This is a genomic window from Microbulbifer maximicatervae (SeqCode), from assembly GCF_052466985.1.
On the sequence record NZ_CP174298.1, the window covers coordinates 816,365 to 830,835 of the forward strand.

Consider the following 14,471-nt stretch of genomic DNA (forward strand, 5'->3'; position numbering starts at 1 on the left):
GCAGATGTTGGGGGCTTTGGATGGGCTTCTATGGGATAATAATGTAAATTAGCCTACATGTTTCCCAAGTATGCACTTGAATTTGCAGCTCAAATATATCGGTATGGTATTGAGGTGTAACAATAGTGGTGCAGCACAATAATTTTCAACTTAACCAAAAACAAGGATAGGATAAATTGGGTAATATTTTAAATAAAACCTGGGAGTGGGTATTAGAATACTCCTGGAATATATTTAATGTTTTCGGTGTTTTCGCTACGTTCTACTTTGGTTTTTTTTATGTACCTGAGCATGTCAAGGAGAGTATGTATCAGAAGTCCGCTTTGGCCCAGGAAGAATTGATTCAGGAGGTTGGTGGGCGATTTTTTGCGAATGAGAATGTCACCATTCAGGAAGTTAGGTTGGCAATAGAGCAGAAAGAAGTCTATTACAAGCTAAGTTTTCCATATAGCGTTAAGCAAACCCTCTTGCTAATACGCAATGATTTTTCAAAAAATTCATATATTTCGTTAGAGCGTAGAAGTGAAATAAAGTTAAAAATTCAAGGGCTTATTAGTGAAATAAAGGAGCCGGTAGAAGAGGGAAGTTGGTGGTCGAAGTTTTCTTTGACTCAGTTTTTGAAAATCGAGCTTCCGTTCATATTGATAGCTGTTATTGGTCTGTTGAGTGTTGTTCGAAAGAAGTGGATTGATGCTGAAACAGAAGTGGATCTAGCTGAGAATGAAGAGGAAGTGCTCTCTGTGAGCGGTTTTGAGTCCCTCAGTGGCTATGAATATCAAGCACTGGTGAGTAGGGTTCTTAGAGGGTTGAAGTTACTTGATGGGAGTGAAGGTAGCTATATACCTGGAGTGGAAACTTATGCTTCTGAATTTTCTTTTGTGCATAAAGGGAAAAATATTTTTGTGGAGACCAAAGCATATCAAAAGAAAGTTGGGGTTAGGACGGTCCGTAGCTTTTTGTACATGGTTCGGCAGTCAGGAGGAAGCGGCTTATTAGTTGCTACCACACCTCTTACCATTCGAGCAAGACAGATGCTAGATGATTACAATAGGAGTAATGATAGTTCTACTGCATATTTTATCGAAGGGAAAACAGAGGAGCGTATTGAGTCTGAAATTAGATCCAAATTCTCTGTGGACACTAAAACAGGTCAATCATCTGTAGCGTAAGTTCATATGCGTTTACTTTTTTTGTTTGTACTGGTAGCTGTATTAACTAGTTGCTACGAAGCTGAAATGGAAGCTTATGATCGTCAGCAGTGGCTCCCCCGCTGGCCCGATGCGGATGGCGACTGCCAAAACACTCGCCAGGAGCTGCTGATTCGCCTCTCTCTGGCTCCCGTCACCTTTAGCAATGAAAAATCCTGCACGGTGTTGTCAGGTTTATGGTTGGACCCCTATACTGGCCAGTTTTTTGATCAAGCTTCAGATCTGGATGTAGAACATATAGCCCCTTTAGCCTGGGTTCATAAGAACGGCGGTGCTAACTGGACTCGCGAGCAACGCCGTGTATTCGCCGAAGACCCAGCCAATCTCTGGCTAGTGGATGATGACAATAACCAGAGTAAGGGCGACAAGGGTCCTGATGAATGGTTGCCGCCATATCGGCCCGCTCGGGCAATCTATAAACGCCAGTTTGAGACTGTAGCGAAAAAATATGGATTGATGTAGTTAGTGCTCTTAAGTTGAAGTAAGATTGGCGCTTATTTTAGTTTATCTATAAAGTATTATGATTGATAAAAATTGTATGCTTTATAGAAGGGGCTGCAGAAGAATTAAATTATGACAAGAAGCAAGATTACAGTAATTTTAACAATTTTGGCCTTTGCTTTAGGTGTTATGTCTGCATCAACATTAAATTTTTCTATTGATTATTCTAGATTTTTGTCGCCTGTTGCTGTGCTTGTTTCTGCCTGTATTGCAATATATATAGCTGTAGAAAATCTTGAAAAGGCTTCTGAGAAGGAGAAAATTAATAGAACTATTGATTATGTTTTTAGGCTAACTTCAGATCTGCCTCATCAAGAAAAAATAAACGAGAATGAGATATACAAAAAATTATTTTCTCAAAGCCATAAACTTAAAAACCCTCAAAATCCAGAAAATGGCTATAATATTCTGGGGGTTATTGAGGCAGTGAAGCGTTTGAGCGCTGAGGAGCAGGAGTATCTATCAGAGCGTGCTGGTAGGCTTGAAATAATTTTAGTCAATATCAAGTATGGCTTTTTTTCTGAAGAAATAATAAAAGCTCATTTTGGATCAAATTATATATTAACGTTCTGGGCTATGTTTTGGCCATATTTGATCCTCCAAAATGAAGGTTCCAGTCGTTTCGAACTTAGTAGTGGTTTGATACCAAATCTAGAGGAGGGGCTTTTCTATTTGCTTAAAGAGTATGTGGTGGGTAATGGAGATATTAAAAACCCTTATCCCTTGATGAGAGAGGGGTTTGGTATTGTGGATACTATTGAGTTGGATGATGTTAGGAAGCGTATGTTCCCGAATTCAGTCTGGACTTCAACTCCTGAAGATGAAGAAAGTAAAGCATGATCTATTCTTTGATGTAGTTAATAATCTTACTTATTGATCTGCCGAATTTTCCAGAGGCGGTGAATACTTTCAATGCTTCTCTGGATATGTCTCTGCCACTCTTTCGGGAGTGATAAGTACATTCTTGCAACTAATGGTGGAAATGGAATCTGTACAAAGTGGTGCAGGTTCTCCGCCCCGCACACCTCCGCTAAAATAATCCCTACCGCCTCACACCATACCGGCAGCAGGTCCGCCGGAACTCTTTATACGCCCGTTTCCATTTTCGAAATTTGAGATGACACAAGCCCCAGCTGTCTTGCCAGCTGTGCAATCGTCATCCTCTCCCGTTTCCGTGCGTTGCGCAGGTGATCGCCTAGTGATTCGGCCTCAAATATCGAGGTGCGTTTGGCGACTTGTCGTCATAAGGCAATAAAGATAACCGGTGTTAGGTGACACAAGATTGAGATAGGACTAGCAGTTACAAGGAGTTGAGTATGCCCATAAAAGCGCAAATGGAGCAATTGCAGCGGGTCACAAGTCTGTCTGTGGCCCTGGAGTGGGTAACAGGTTGCCCCGATTTGGCGGGAAGGGATACCGTGTTAAAGCTGATAGGTGAGGAAGTGAGCACCACTATCCAGGGGGTGATTTATTCGGCCGAGTCAAAAGGAGGTGGCGGCGCCGAGATGGCTTGAGTACAAAAGTACCTGTGAGGCCCTGGAGTCACACTGGCTACTTGCCTTTAGTGGGTGCTCGCTAATACACTGTATAAAGATACAGTATATTGCTAGAGCACATGAAACTTTCTCCTCTATACGGCAGTGGCGTTAGCTGCGGCTTTCCTTCGCCAGCGGATGACCACAAAGAAGCGGCGCTGAGCCTGGATCAACACCTGATAACCAGCCCGGCGGCGACATTCCTCGCCCGCGCCAACGGCGACTCTATGCAGAACCTCGGCATCTTTGACCGGGACCTGCTGGTAGTCGACCGATCATTAACGCCAATCCACGGAGATGTGGTGGTGGTTGCCCTGGATGGGCAGTTAACGTGCAAGGTGCTCGACCGCCAACAGGGCCGCCTGCTATCAGCCAATGACAAATACGCACCGATTCCCATTTGGGAGGGGCAGGAATTGATTGTTGAGGGAGTGGTCAAGGCTTCCGTGCGGTACCACCGGTCCTGCTGATGTTGGCACTGGTTGATTGTAACAGCTGCTATGCCAGCTGCGAACAGATATTCCGCCCCGACCTGCGCGGGCTCCCGGTGGTAGTCCTTTCCAATAATGATGGTTGCGTGGTGGCTCGCTCGAAAGAAGCCAAAGTGTTAGGTATTCCCGATTTGCAGCCGTTCTTCAAGATTGAGCATCTGTTGCGAAAGCACGGGGTAAAGATCTTTTCGAGTAACTACGCCCTGTACGGCGATATTTCCCACCGGGTAATGATAACGCTGAAGCAGTACAGTCCAGAGGTTGAAGTCTATAGCATCGATGAGATGTTTCTGGATCTGCATGGGTTGCAAGAGTGTCTGCTGGATTACGGCCAGCAAATAAGGCAAACCCTTTGGCGGGATGTTCGCATGCCGGTGGGCGTTGGCATTGCTCCCAGTAAAACCCTGGCCAAGCTGGCAAATAGAGTCGCCAAGAAGATCCCCAAGTGTCAGGGCGTCTGCGTCTTGGACTCCCCCGCAAAGTGGCAATGGCTGCAGCGGCGCACTGAAGTAGGTGATGTGTGGGGTGTAGGCAGGCGCCTATCAAGACGACTTGGGCACCTGGGTATCAAGACAGCCTATGACTTGGCACAAGCCAACCCGAAAATTCTACGCAGCCATACGAATGTAAATATTGAGCGCACGATAGAAGAGCTAAATGGCATTAGTTGCTTAAGCCTGGAAGAGCAGCCACCAGCCAAGAAACAGATCTATTGCACACGCTCATTCGGCGAAAAGCTCACCGATCTGCAGCCGATACTGCAGGCCGTTACCTTGTACGCGAGCAGGGCGGCGGAGAAGCTGCGGGCCCAGGACTCCCTGGTAAAGTCTATCCATGTCTTCCTGCATACCTCACCCCATGAGCCGCTCTACTACAGCCGCAGCACCGTGGTACAAACCCCATACCCCACGGATGACACACGGCTGATAGTGCAGCTGGTAAAGCGCGCCATTACAGAGCTGTTCCTGCAGGGACATAGATTCCTGAAAGCGGGGGTAGGGCTGGTAGAGCTTATCCCCCGCTCACTGGGCCAGGGCGACATGTTCACCACGGGCCAGCCAATACGATCAGGTGAGACCATGCAGGCCATCGACCAGATCAATCAGCGGTTTGGCCGGGGCACCTTGTTTCTAGGGGCTGAAGGTATCGACAAGAAGTGGAAGATGCGACAGGAACATCGATCGCCAGCCTATACGACTCAGTGGGACCAGCTACCGGAGATTACGGTCTAGCTGCTGTGTGAGCGTATGAGGCTTTTGTAAAGTTAATGGGCGGGCTCTCGTGGAGCCTGTAAAAGAGCTAAATCGACCTGATGTTCAATGTGAAAGGGCAGGCGGTGAAGACGTTAGTGTACCACCGCTGGTGCGTATAGAGTTTACGTCGCCTGAAGCGTTACGGGCCTACAAAAGATAAGTGGGGGAACTAGTGGGGGAATAAAAATAGCAGAAACAAAAAAGCCCTGAAAAATCAGGGCTTTCTGTATGAAAAATGGCGGTGGGGCAGGGATTCGAACCCTGGGACCTGTTACAGTCAACGGTTTTCAAGACCGCCGCTTTCGACCACTCAGCCACCCCACCAAATTGTGCTGCGCATTATACATAGCTTCTCGGGATGTACAAGCGCCATTTTGAATTTTTTTATATAGTTCAATAAGTTAGGTGATTTATTGACCAGCTCGAGGCTTACTGTCAGGTTGATAAGGCCGCCCCGGCCATTGGCTGGGGCGGCTTGGCAGCTATCGCTTAGCTCGCTTCTGCAGAGTCGCGATCGATATCTGCGTTGGCATCAACTTCCACGGCCTTGCGGCTGATACGCGGGTCGTTGGCCGGGCGGGCGAGGGCACGTGGACTGTGCTCAATCGCTGCCGGCTGCGCGGTATCCAGAGGCCGCTGGGAGCCCACTTCACGGCGCTCAGTAACAATTGAGAATTCACCCAGTGGTTTGGGGTTGATGCGCGGATCATTTACTGCGCGTCCCTGGCTGGGTGCGGTCGGTTCCTCTTCGGAAGCTGCCTGCTCGGCGGCAACAATTTCTTCCTGAACTTCCGGTTCGCTGGTGCCCGCCTGTTCCTGTAAAGCTTCAGCTGCAGCTTGTGCTTCTTCTAGCACGATTTCCTCTGCTGCTTCTACTTCTGGCTTGGCAGGAGTGGTTTCAGCTTTGGGGGCAGCCGGAACTTCTGCCGTGGTGGCTTTTTGTTCTGGCGCTTGCTCTACAGGCTTGGTCGGCTCGGCAGCTGGCGCAGCTGCTTTTTCTACCGGGGTAGCTTTGGACTTGGGCTGAGTAGGCTGCTGTTGCTTGGCTGCCTGCGGGGCGCTTTGCGGTTGGGCTGCAGGCTTCTGGGTCTCTCGTGCTTCAGATTTTTCCTCGTGAGCAGTTCGTACCGGCATTGTGATGGCGGGCTGAGCTGCTTGCTTGGGAGCTCTCTGGGGCTTCTGAGATTCTTTTGCCTTGGGCTTGGGTGCCTCGGTACGAGTCTCTTTTACGACCTCCTTGGTCTTGCGGGCTTCGCTTTCAGCTTCGTCGATGGCTTCGTGAACTTCGCGATTCAGCTCTTCCTGGCTGTGAGCTACCGCAGTTGCTGCGGTGTTCTCACTGCGACGTCCGCCGCGACGGCGCGCCTGAGGGCGGCCGCGCACATTGCTCGGGCGGCGAGCTGGACGCTGCTGATCGGAAGTGTCTCCAGTCTGTTCGTTGGTATCAACGGTATTTTGGACTTCAGCAGTTTGAGTGCGGTTGTCGCTGCGGCGGTTGTCGTTGCGGCGACGGCGACGTCTGCGCTGACCTTCACCTTGGCGATCGGAGGCGCTGTCATGCTCGTCCAGCTTGGCGCTGCGCTTATCTTCGCGTTGGTCGTCGCGCTTATTGTCTTCGCGGCGATCATCCTTGCGGCGCGCGGGGCGGCCGCTGCGGTTGTTGCGATTTCCGCGCTGGTTGCGATTGCGGTTGCGCTGCTGGTAGTCCTTGCCGCGGCCTTTGGACTTTTGATGCTTCTTCGGCTCTTCCTCTTCTGCGGTGAAGAAGGAGGCGATAGCGCTAATCAATCGGCTGAAGAGACCAGGCTCTTCCTTTTTCTCCGGAGTGGGTGCTGGAGCGGTGTGGGCAATTTGCTGCACGGCCGCTTGCACTGGAGCTGGACGCTGTGGCTTTTCCTCTTTCTTGGTCACTGTCTCTTCGGCAGTGCCAGAAATCTTGTAGGAAGTTTCCAGAGTGGCAGTGTCATCGTCACGCAGGCGCTGAACTTCAAAGTGCGGCGTTTCCATTTCCGCGCTGGGCACAACTACTACGCGAGTGGAGTTGCGGGACTCGATCTGGGAGATCGTTTTACGCTTTTCGTTCAGCAGGTAGGTCGCGACATTCACCGGGGTGATCGCACGGATTTCGGCGCTGCGCTCTTTCTTCGCTTCCTCTTCTACCAGGCGGAGAATGGAGAGGGCCAGAGACTTGGTGCCGCGAATAGTGCCTTGACCGCTACAGCGGGGGCAAACGCGGAAGGTGGTTTCACCCAGGGATGGGCGCAGGCGCTGGCGGGACATTTCCAAAAGTCCGAAGCGGGAGATGCGGCCAACCTGAACGCGGGCGCGGTCCATGCTGAGGGCCTTCTCCATGCGCTTTTCAACTTCGCGCTGGTTGGACTTGCTCTGCATATCGATAAAGTCGATTACAACCAGTCCGCCCATATCGCGCAGGCGCAGCTGGCGAGCGATTTCGTCGGCGGCTTCCAGGTTGATATTGCGCGCGGTCTCTTCGATATCGCCGCCCTTGGTTGCGCGGGATGAGTTGATATCGATAGATACCAGAGCCTCGGTCACATCGATAACGATGGAGCCACCGGAGGGGAGCTTCACTTCGCGCTCGAACGCTGTCTCAATCTGGCTTTCAATTTGATAGCGGTTGAACAGCGGGATGGCGTCTTCGTAGTACTTCACCTTATTGGCGTAGTGGGGCATTACCTGGCGGGCAAACTCTGCGGCCAGCTCAAAGGCGCCTTTGTCGTCGACAATAACTTCGCCGATATCATCGCGCATGTAGTCGCGGATGGCGCGGATAATGACGTTGCTTTCCTGGAACAGGAAGTGTGGCGCTTTGGAGGTATCAGCTTCTTCTTTAATGGCGTTCCAAAGTTGCAGCAGGTAGTTGAGGTCCCATTGCAGCTCGTCACCGCTGCGGCCAACGCCGGCGGTGCGTACGATGATGCCCATGCCCGAAGGGACGTCTACACTGGCCAGTGCGTCGCGGAGCTCGGAGCGCTCATCACCTTCAATGCGGCGGGAGATGCCACCGGCACGAGGGTTGTTGGGCATTAACACCAAGTAGCGGCCGGCGAGGCTGACAAAGGTGGTGAGGGCGGCGCCTTTGTTGCCGCGCTCTTCTTTGTCCACCTGGACAATAACTTCCATGCCTTCTTTGACAACATCTTTGATTTTGATGCGGCCTTCGATGTCTTTGGGCTGCTTGAGGAAGTACTCGCGAGAGATTTCTTTCAGGGGGAGGAACCCGTGGCGCTCTTCGCCGTAGTCGACGAATGCAGCTTCGAGGGAGGGTTCTACACGGGTAATCTTACCTTTGTAGATGTTCGCTTTTTTCTGCTGGCGGGTTCGGTTCTCAATATCTAAATCATAGAGCCACTGGCCGTCGACCAGGGCAACACGCAACTCTTCAGGTTGGGTTGCGTTGATTAGCATTCTTTTCATGCGTGTCGTTTTCCTTGCGTTGCGCAAAGGTGTGACACCGCTACTCACAGGCTTGCTTGTTGGCTGCCTGGTGGAGAGGACCATCAGGCAGGGCAGGGAAAATAAGGTATGCCAGCTCTACCGCGCCATGGATCTATGCGGCTTGTTGAGACTGGCGTTTGCCTATTATTCGCTCTGCAAAAACTCCGGATATGCGCTGTTATTGTGCTATCCGTTGGTACCTTTAATACCTTTTGTTAGTACTGCCCTGTACCTGTGCCGCAGGCTTCTGCAGCAGGGTTGGGCGCCGCCCCTTGGTTTGTTTCATACTGGGCGGCAAGGTTTGCGTCAATCATCAGAGGTTCTGCAGTTCAGCTTTTGGCTGATACCCATTCTTCTTAATTTTTTTACCAGGCTTGCGGAAGCTGTGCTGCCCTGGTTGCCAGTTCGGTTGCTGGCTCGTCGTATTCTGCAAAACCGGACGCAAGTTTGAGTCGTCCTTTCAAGCGCTGCGGGTCACGGCCCGTCTTACCTTCGCGATAATTACCCGCATAACCGCGGGCTGTTGTTGCCGGTGAGCTCCCCTCTGGTTCTGGTAATTGGGGGACATCTCAACGGCTAAGTTTTATCAATGACGCGGCATCCCCGCGCACCGACCGAATGGGGTATTTTCATTGGGGTCACGGCTATCTCTTCATGTGGGAAGTCGCCTTTGACCGAAAATACGCCGAATTCAGGCCGGCCGAATATAGCATGGGCAGGGAGGTGCTTCAATTGTATCCCTGGCAACGCTATGATGCGCGTCATGCGAAGTATACCCCACCCTAAGAAGGCTCCGGCCGAGACCCCATCAAAGACCTCGAATCCATCTGGCGGCGTGCAGCTTTTAACTGTACCTGAAGAGCTGGCGGGACAGAGGATCGACAATTTCCTCCAGGCGCGCCTCAAGGGTGTGCCGCGTTCACGTATATACCGAATCCTGCGTAAGGGTGAGGTAAGAGTAAATAAAGGACGAATAAAGGCTGAATACAAGTTAAAGGCGGGCGATGTGGTGCGAGTGCCGCCAATTCGTGTTGCCGAGCAGGCTGAGGCCCCTCTCGCTGGTGAATCTCTGCGCCAGCTGATCCAAGAGTCCATACTTTACGACAAGCACGGGCTTATGGTGATCAATAAACCGTCGGGCCTTGCAGTCCATGGCGGCAGTGGTGTCAGATTGGGCCTGATTGAAGTTTTGCGTCAGATGTTTCCGCAAAGCCCATTTATTGAGTTGGTGCACCGCCTGGACCGGGATACCAGTGGCGCCATCATGGTGGCCCGCAAGCGCGCGGTATTGCAGCATGTTCAGTCGGAGTTGCGGGCGGGAAAGATCGGTAAATCGTATCAGGCATTGGCAGTGGGCAAGTGGCCCCGGGGTCGCCGCATTGTTGAGGCACCTTTGCGCAAGAACACTTTGAAAAGCGGCGAGAGAATGGTGTCAGTGCACCCTGAGGGCAAGCCTTCAGAGACTCGCTTTAAGTTGATTGAGAGATTTAAGGCAGCGACTCTGCTTTCCGCAGAGCCGGTCACCGGGCGAACACACCAAATTCGAGTTCATGCTCAGTTTGTTGGTTGTCCTCTGGCGGGCGACAACAAGTACACCTCGGACGAAGTCAATCGTGAATTTCGCGGTCGCGGTCTGAAGCGTCTCTTTTTGCACTCGACTTCAGTGCGCTGCTCTTTGCCAGATGGCTCCAAGGTTGAGGTGGAGGCTCCACTCCCTGCGGAGCTGAGTGCAGTGCTGAATAGATTAAGGGAAGAGTAGGGCGTTCTTTTGTTATGTTGGTAATCCTCGATTGGGACGGGACGGTTTGTAATTCTGAGGCGCGTATCGTCGATTGTATGTTGCGGGCAGCAGATAGAGCCGGTTTGCCGGTGCTTGCCCCGGAAGCGGTTAGCAACATTATCGGGCTTGGTCTGCCGGAGGCGATATCCTCTCTGTTTCCGGAGGCTGCCAGTGAGGAAAAACTCACGTTGCGCCAACTTTACTTTGATGAGTGGATGGCGGCCCGGGTTGAACCCCTGCCGTTATTTGAGGGGGTCCTGGATACCTTGGACCAGTTGCTGTGCGGTGGTCACCAGTTGGCGGTAGCGACTGGGAAGAGTCGGCAGGGGCTCAATCGGGAATTTGAGGAGCACGGCCTCGGCCACTTGTTTGCCGCCAGTCGTTGTGCGGATGAGACCGCTTCCAAGCCTGACCCGCTGATGCTGAATGAGTTGCTACATGAGACCGGAACCGGTCCGGAGCAGGCGGTAATGGTAGGGGATACCGTATACGACCTGGAAATGGCGGCGGCGATCGGTATGCCCTCTATCGGGGTGAGCTATGGTGCTCATTGCCCAACCCGACTGCAGGGGTGTGGCCCCAAGGTTGTTATCGATCGTTTCTCTGAGCTGCTCCGCTGGCCGCCACTCCTTTAGGTGGCCTGCGGGCCCAATGGATCTATGCCAAAGTGGTTCAGCATATCGGTAAGGCGGATTAGTGGCAGCCCAACCAGGGTGTTGAGATCTGCCCCTTCAAGCCTCTCAAACAGGGCGATACCTAGCCCTTCCACCTTAAAAGAGCCGGCGCAATCGTAAGGTTGTTCCAGCTCTACATATCGTTCAATTTGCTCTGTGCTCAACTGCCGAAAGTAGACGGTGAAGGTTTCCGTATCGCCCAACTGCTCTCCGCTTGCGCTATTAAGCAGGCTCAAGCCGGTGTGGAATATCACTTTTTTGCCGTTGCAGGCTTGCAGTTGGGCGATGGCGCGCTCCCTACTGCCTGGCTTGCCAAGTATTTGACCGTCGCAAGAGGCGACTTGATCTGAACCGATAATCAGTGATTTCGGGTGGCGGTCTGCCAGGGCGCGCGCTTTCTCTTTGGCGAGGCGCAGGGCGAGTGCAGCTGGCGCTTCCCCCGCCTGTGGTGCTTCATCTATATGGGGCGAATCCTGCTGAAAGGGGATGCCAAGCTGTTGTAGTAGGGTTCTGCGGTAAGGAGAGCTGGAGGCTAGTATCAGAGGGTGGGGCATTCTGGTGGATTTTCCGCTGGGTCGAATAGTGGTTTGTGACCGGGCGATACTGCAATGCCTGATTTGTTTTGACAAGGCTAAGGTGAGTCCATAGAATTGCGCGCTTATGTCGATAGCCCCCTCTAAATCAGTATTGCCAAAGAGCATTGATGCTCGGAAATTGGTACAGCGAGAGCAGTTGCTCGATGGTGTTTTGCCGTTGGAGTCCCTGCCTCGGGTTGGTAGCGCAGTTGAGTCTGTCCACGGAGAGATTTCTGCTGAATTGCAGTTTGAGCGAGACTTGCAAGGTCACCAAACGGTGAGCGGCAAGGTTCAACTTGCAGTTGACCTCTTGTGTCAGCGCTGTTTGTCACCGGTCCATGAGCAGATCGAGGCACAGTTTAGCTGGGGTATCGTATGGACTGAGGAGCAGGGTAAGGCCCTGCCCAAAGATCTGGACCCGGTGATCCAGGACGGCGATGAGCTGGACTTGCACCAGATCCTTGAAGATGAAATTTTGCTCAATTTGCCAATGGTGGCTTATCACCAGGAAGAATGTGTCTCCAAGGAGAGCTTTCATTTTGGTGGCGAGGTTGCCGAGGCGGATGAGCAACAGGCAAACCCCTTTAAAGTGCTGGAGCAGTTGAAGGGTTCGTCGGGTAAACCCTAGGTTTCCCGATGAGTTTGGGCTCGCCGGTAGGCGCCCCGGTTCCAGCGAAATTTGTTTATTTTAGGAGCTAGCAATGGCTGTTCAACAAAACAAGAAGACTCGTTCCCGTCGCGGTATGCGCCGTTCCCACGATGCGCTGGGCGCAGGTGCTACCCTTTCCGTCGATCCGACTACCGGTGAAAAGCACCGTCGTCACCACGTGACCAAAGACGGTTTCTACCGTGGTCGCAAAGTGATCGAAGTTAGCGGCGGCTCTGAAGAAGAGTAAGCTTTGTCCAGCCAATTGCGATTGGCCGTGGATGCAATGGGCGGGGACTTAGGTCCCCGCTCTGTCGTTCCGGCATGTATTAGATTTCTTCAAAACTTCCCTGAAGCGCAGCTAAAGCTATTTGGCCCGCGCGCAGAGCTTCAAGCTCTGGTTCATCAAGAGCTGCAGCGCCATCGCCGCCGCGTTACCCGCCGTCTCGAAATTATCCATTGCGAGCAAGTTATCACTCAAGAGTGCAATCCGTTGCAGGCTGTTCGCCATAAGCGCGATTCAACCATGGCGATGGCCCTGAAGAGTGTTGCATCGGGAGATGTGCAAGCTGCAGTTACCTCCGGCAATACCGGCGCCTTGTTGGCGTTGAGTCGCAGTATTCTCGGTAATATCCAAGGTGTTAGGAAGCCGGCGCTCGGTAAGTCTGTACCTTCAGGTATGGGTTCCTGCTATCTTTTGGACCTTGGTGCCAATGTGGATTGCAGTGCTGAGGATTTGCTTCAATTCGCCCGTATGGGGATTGAGGCTCAGCGGATTCATACTGCCCGTAAGAGTGTGAAGGATATAAAGGTGGCGCTGCTCAATATTGGGGCGGAAGCACATAAGGGTAGCGCCGAAATACGCCGTGCAGCGGAGCTGCTCGATGCGGACCCCGGGGTCAATTATGTTGGCTTTGTTGAGGGGCATGATATTTTTACCGGCTCGGTAGATGTGGTTGTTTGCGACGGCCTGATGGGTAATGTCGCGATGAAATCTGCCGAGGGTGTGATTCGACTAATGGGTCAAAAAGCGTTCACAATCGAGAAAAGAGGGTGTTTCAAGCGTTTTTTTGGCCAATTGGCCATAAAGCTGTTGCGAAAATGGCGTACACAGGTGGAACCTGCTCGCTATAATGGCGCCAGCTTTGTAGGGGTAAAGGGCAACGTGATCAAGAGTCACGGCGGTGCCAGCAGCGAAGCTTTTTATCGGGCGATGGTTACGGCGAAGGAGTGTGCCGATGCTGACCTAGCAGCCAGGGTCGATGCCGCTATGGCACAATCCGGCGAAAGACGCTCCATGGATGAAGGGTAAAAAGCAGTTTTCCCTTACTGAAATCAGCCACATTTAGGTTAAGGATATCTTATGACCAATGCCGCACTCGCATTTGTCTTTCCGGGGCAGGGTTCCCAGAAAATAGGTATGCTCTCTGAGATTGCCCAAGAGGCGCCTGAAATTCAGGCCACTTTTGCCGAAGCATCCAATGTGCTCGGCTATGACCTCTGGGACCTGTGCCAGAATGGCGAGCAGGAAGCCATTAATCTCACCCAGCGTACCCAGCCTCTCTTACTGACTTCCAGTGTTGCCCTTTATCGCATGTGGCGCTCTCGCGGCGGTGCCCAGCCTGCATTCATGGCCGGTCACAGTTTGGGTGAGTGGTCAGCACTGGTGTGCTCTGGCGTTCTGGCATTTAAAGATGCGGTTCATTTGGTTCGCGAGCGCGGCCGCTTGATGCAAGAGGCGGTTCCCGTAGGGGAGGGCGCTATGGCTGCGATCATCGGTCTTGATGATGCAGCTGTTGAAGAAGCTTGTGCTGCTTCTGCTGAGGGTGAAATAGTCGCTGCGGTGAATTACAACTCTCCCGGCCAGATTGTTATTGCGGGAAGTAGCGCGGCGGTGCAGCGCGCCATCGAAGCCTGTAAAGCTGCCGGTGCAAAGAAGGCCATGCCTCTTCCGGTCAGTGCCCCATTCCACACTGAACTGATGCGTCCTGCGGCGGAAAAGCTGACCCCTCAAATAGAGACGACAGAATTTAACGCGCCAGAAATACCCATCGTGCACAATGTCCACGCTGAGCTTGAAGCGGATCCGGAAAAAATTAAGACCCTGATGATCGAGCAGATTTATCGCCCGGTTCGCTGGACTGCCTGCGCACAAAAAATTATTGGCTCCGGAGTGGAGCAAATGGTTGAGTGTGGTCCGGGTAAGGTTTTGTCTGGCCTGATCAAACGTGTCGATCGAAGTGTTTCCTGTCACGCAATCGATAGCCCCAGTAACTTTAATGAAGCTCTGCGAGCTACAGCGGTATAAATCGCTCAAAAAGTAGTCCAGTAGTCGAATAAGGATAAGTG

At 52.1% G+C, this 14,471-nt stretch carries 16 protein-coding genes and 1 tRNA gene; 13 read left to right on the forward strand and 4 right to left on the reverse strand.

What is annotated here, in order from left to right; genetic code table 11:
- The first annotated feature begins 176 nt into the window (after window positions 1-176).
- From ACJJI3_RS03630 to ACJJI3_RS03640, 3 genes are all read left to right on the forward strand, one after another.
- Window positions 177-1,169, forward strand: a complete 993-nt coding sequence (locus ACJJI3_RS03630; protein ID WP_444941531.1) for a restriction endonuclease — start codon at window positions 177-179, stop codon at window positions 1,167-1,169.
- Window positions 1,170-1,175: 6 nt separating this feature from the next.
- Window positions 1,176-1,670, forward strand: a complete 495-nt coding sequence (locus ACJJI3_RS03635; RefSeq protein WP_444941532.1) for a GmrSD restriction endonuclease domain-containing protein — start codon at window positions 1,176-1,178, stop codon at window positions 1,668-1,670.
- Between the two features lie 111 nt (window positions 1,671-1,781).
- The gene (locus tag ACJJI3_RS03640) at window positions 1,782-2,549 is read left to right on the forward strand and encodes a DUF4760 domain-containing protein (RefSeq protein ID WP_444941533.1); all 768 of its coding nucleotides are present in this window, start codon (window positions 1,782-1,784) and stop codon (window positions 2,547-2,549) included.
- A gap of 245 nt (window positions 2,550-2,794) precedes the next feature.
- On the opposite strand, the gene ACJJI3_RS03645 is transcribed toward ACJJI3_RS03640, so the two are convergent.
- Window positions 2,795-2,926 (reverse strand): helix-turn-helix domain-containing protein, encoded by a 132-nt coding sequence (locus ACJJI3_RS03645; RefSeq protein WP_444942542.1) that lies wholly within the window; start codon window positions 2,924-2,926, stop codon window positions 2,795-2,797.
- Between the two features lie 99 nt (window positions 2,927-3,025).
- On the opposite strand from ACJJI3_RS03645, the gene ACJJI3_RS03650 reads away from it, so the two are divergent.
- From ACJJI3_RS03650 to ACJJI3_RS03660, 3 genes are all read left to right on the forward strand, one after another.
- A complete protein-coding gene (locus ACJJI3_RS03650) occupies window positions 3,026-3,223 on the forward strand; it encodes a hypothetical protein (RefSeq protein WP_444941534.1) in 198 nt (65 codons plus the stop codon).
- A gap of 101 nt (window positions 3,224-3,324) precedes the next feature.
- Window positions 3,325-3,714, forward strand: a complete 390-nt coding sequence (locus tag ACJJI3_RS03655) for a LexA family protein (RefSeq protein WP_444908054.1) — start codon at window positions 3,325-3,327, stop codon at window positions 3,712-3,714.
- The gene (locus tag ACJJI3_RS03660) at window positions 3,714-4,967 is read left to right on the forward strand and encodes a Y-family DNA polymerase (protein ID WP_444941535.1); all 1,254 of its coding nucleotides are present in this window, start codon (window positions 3,714-3,716) and stop codon (window positions 4,965-4,967) included. Before ACJJI3_RS03655 ends, ACJJI3_RS03660 begins: the two co-directional genes overlap by 1 nt.
- 257 nt (window positions 4,968-5,224) lie before the next feature.
- Here the strand turns inward: ACJJI3_RS03660 and ACJJI3_RS03665 are convergent.
- Both ACJJI3_RS03665 and rne read right to left on the reverse strand, forming a co-directional pair.
- Window positions 5,225-5,312, reverse strand: a tRNA-Ser gene (locus tag ACJJI3_RS03665).
- Between the two features lie 165 nt (window positions 5,313-5,477).
- The gene (gene rne, locus ACJJI3_RS03670; RefSeq protein WP_444941536.1) at window positions 5,478-8,426 is read right to left on the reverse strand and encodes a ribonuclease E; all 2,949 of its coding nucleotides are present in this window, start codon (window positions 8,424-8,426) and stop codon (window positions 5,478-5,480) included.
- On the opposite strand from rne, the gene ACJJI3_RS03675 reads away from it, so the two are divergent.
- The 3 genes from ACJJI3_RS03675 (at window position 8,425) to ACJJI3_RS03685 (ending at window position 10,862) form a co-directional block, all read left to right on the forward strand.
- Window positions 8,425-8,898, forward strand: a complete 474-nt coding sequence (locus tag ACJJI3_RS03675) for a hypothetical protein (protein ID WP_444941537.1) — start codon at window positions 8,425-8,427, stop codon at window positions 8,896-8,898. The two genes, rne and ACJJI3_RS03675, sit on opposite strands and share 2 nt — an antisense overlap.
- A gap of 312 nt (window positions 8,899-9,210) precedes the next feature.
- A complete protein-coding gene (gene rluC / locus ACJJI3_RS03680) occupies window positions 9,211-10,206 on the forward strand; it encodes a 23S rRNA pseudouridine(955/2504/2580) synthase RluC (RefSeq protein ID WP_444941538.1) in 996 nt (331 codons plus the stop codon).
- Window positions 10,207-10,220: 14 nt separating this feature from the next.
- Window positions 10,221-10,862 (forward strand): HAD-IA family hydrolase, encoded by a 642-nt coding sequence (locus tag ACJJI3_RS03685; protein ID WP_282932471.1) that lies wholly within the window; start codon window positions 10,221-10,223, stop codon window positions 10,860-10,862.
- On the opposite strand, the gene ACJJI3_RS03690 is transcribed toward ACJJI3_RS03685, so the two are convergent.
- Complete coding sequence (locus ACJJI3_RS03690) at window positions 10,859-11,455, reverse strand: Maf family protein (protein WP_444941539.1); 597 nt, start codon at window positions 11,453-11,455, stop codon at window positions 10,859-10,861. The genes ACJJI3_RS03685 and ACJJI3_RS03690 overlap by 4 nt on opposite strands.
- 106 nt (window positions 11,456-11,561) lie before the next feature.
- Here ACJJI3_RS03690 and ACJJI3_RS03695 point away from each other — a divergent pair, with 106 nt between their 5' ends.
- The 4 genes from ACJJI3_RS03695 (at window position 11,562) to fabD (ending at window position 14,430) form a co-directional block, all read left to right on the forward strand.
- Complete coding sequence (locus ACJJI3_RS03695) at window positions 11,562-12,104, forward strand: YceD family protein (RefSeq protein ID WP_444941540.1); 543 nt, start codon at window positions 11,562-11,564, stop codon at window positions 12,102-12,104.
- A 73-nt stretch (window positions 12,105-12,177) separates the two neighbouring features.
- Window positions 12,178-12,372 (forward strand): 50S ribosomal protein L32, encoded by a 195-nt coding sequence (gene rpmF, locus ACJJI3_RS03700; protein ID WP_108733564.1) that lies wholly within the window; start codon window positions 12,178-12,180, stop codon window positions 12,370-12,372.
- Window positions 12,373-12,375: 3 nt separating this feature from the next.
- Window positions 12,376-13,434: a phosphate acyltransferase PlsX gene (plsX, locus tag ACJJI3_RS03705; RefSeq protein ID WP_282932473.1), complete on the forward strand. Its 1,059-nt coding sequence runs from the start codon at window positions 12,376-12,378 to the stop codon at window positions 13,432-13,434.
- Between the two features lie 51 nt (window positions 13,435-13,485).
- Complete coding sequence (gene fabD / locus ACJJI3_RS03710) at window positions 13,486-14,430, forward strand: ACP S-malonyltransferase (RefSeq protein WP_444941541.1); 945 nt, start codon at window positions 13,486-13,488, stop codon at window positions 14,428-14,430.
- Window positions 14,431-14,471 lie beyond the last annotated feature (41 nt).

Coding starts and splice junctions, on each gene's coding strand:
- ACJJI3_RS03640 (WP_444941533.1), top strand. CDS start 1,782: ATGACAAGAAGCAAGATTACAGTAATTTTAACAATTTTGGCCTTTGCT.
- ACJJI3_RS03695 (WP_444941540.1), top strand. CDS start 11,562: ATGTCGATAGCCCCCTCTAAATCAGTATTGCCAAAGAGCATTGATGCT.
- ACJJI3_RS03690 (WP_444941539.1), bottom strand. CDS start 11,455: ATGCCCCACCCTCTGATACTAGCCTCCAGCTCTCCTTACCGCAGAACC.
- ACJJI3_RS03685 (WP_282932471.1), top strand. CDS start 10,221: ATGTTGGTAATCCTCGATTGGGACGGGACGGTTTGTAATTCTGAGGCG.
- rne (WP_444941536.1), bottom strand. CDS start 8,426: ATGAAAAGAATGCTAATCAACGCAACCCAACCTGAAGAGTTGCGTGTT.
- ACJJI3_RS03635 (WP_444941532.1), top strand. CDS start 1,176: ATGCGTTTACTTTTTTTGTTTGTACTGGTAGCTGTATTAACTAGTTGC.
- ACJJI3_RS03655 (WP_444908054.1), top strand. CDS start 3,325: ATGAAACTTTCTCCTCTATACGGCAGTGGCGTTAGCTGCGGCTTTCCT.
- rpmF (WP_108733564.1), top strand. CDS start 12,178: ATGGCTGTTCAACAAAACAAGAAGACTCGTTCCCGTCGCGGTATGCGC.
- ACJJI3_RS03675 (WP_444941537.1), top strand. CDS start 8,425: ATGCGTGTCGTTTTCCTTGCGTTGCGCAAAGGTGTGACACCGCTACTC.
- fabD (WP_444941541.1), top strand. CDS start 13,486: ATGACCAATGCCGCACTCGCATTTGTCTTTCCGGGGCAGGGTTCCCAG.
- ACJJI3_RS03660 (WP_444941535.1), top strand. CDS start 3,714: ATGTTGGCACTGGTTGATTGTAACAGCTGCTATGCCAGCTGCGAACAG.
- ACJJI3_RS03650 (WP_444941534.1), top strand. CDS start 3,026: ATGCCCATAAAAGCGCAAATGGAGCAATTGCAGCGGGTCACAAGTCTG.
- rluC (WP_444941538.1), top strand. CDS start 9,211: ATGCGAAGTATACCCCACCCTAAGAAGGCTCCGGCCGAGACCCCATCA.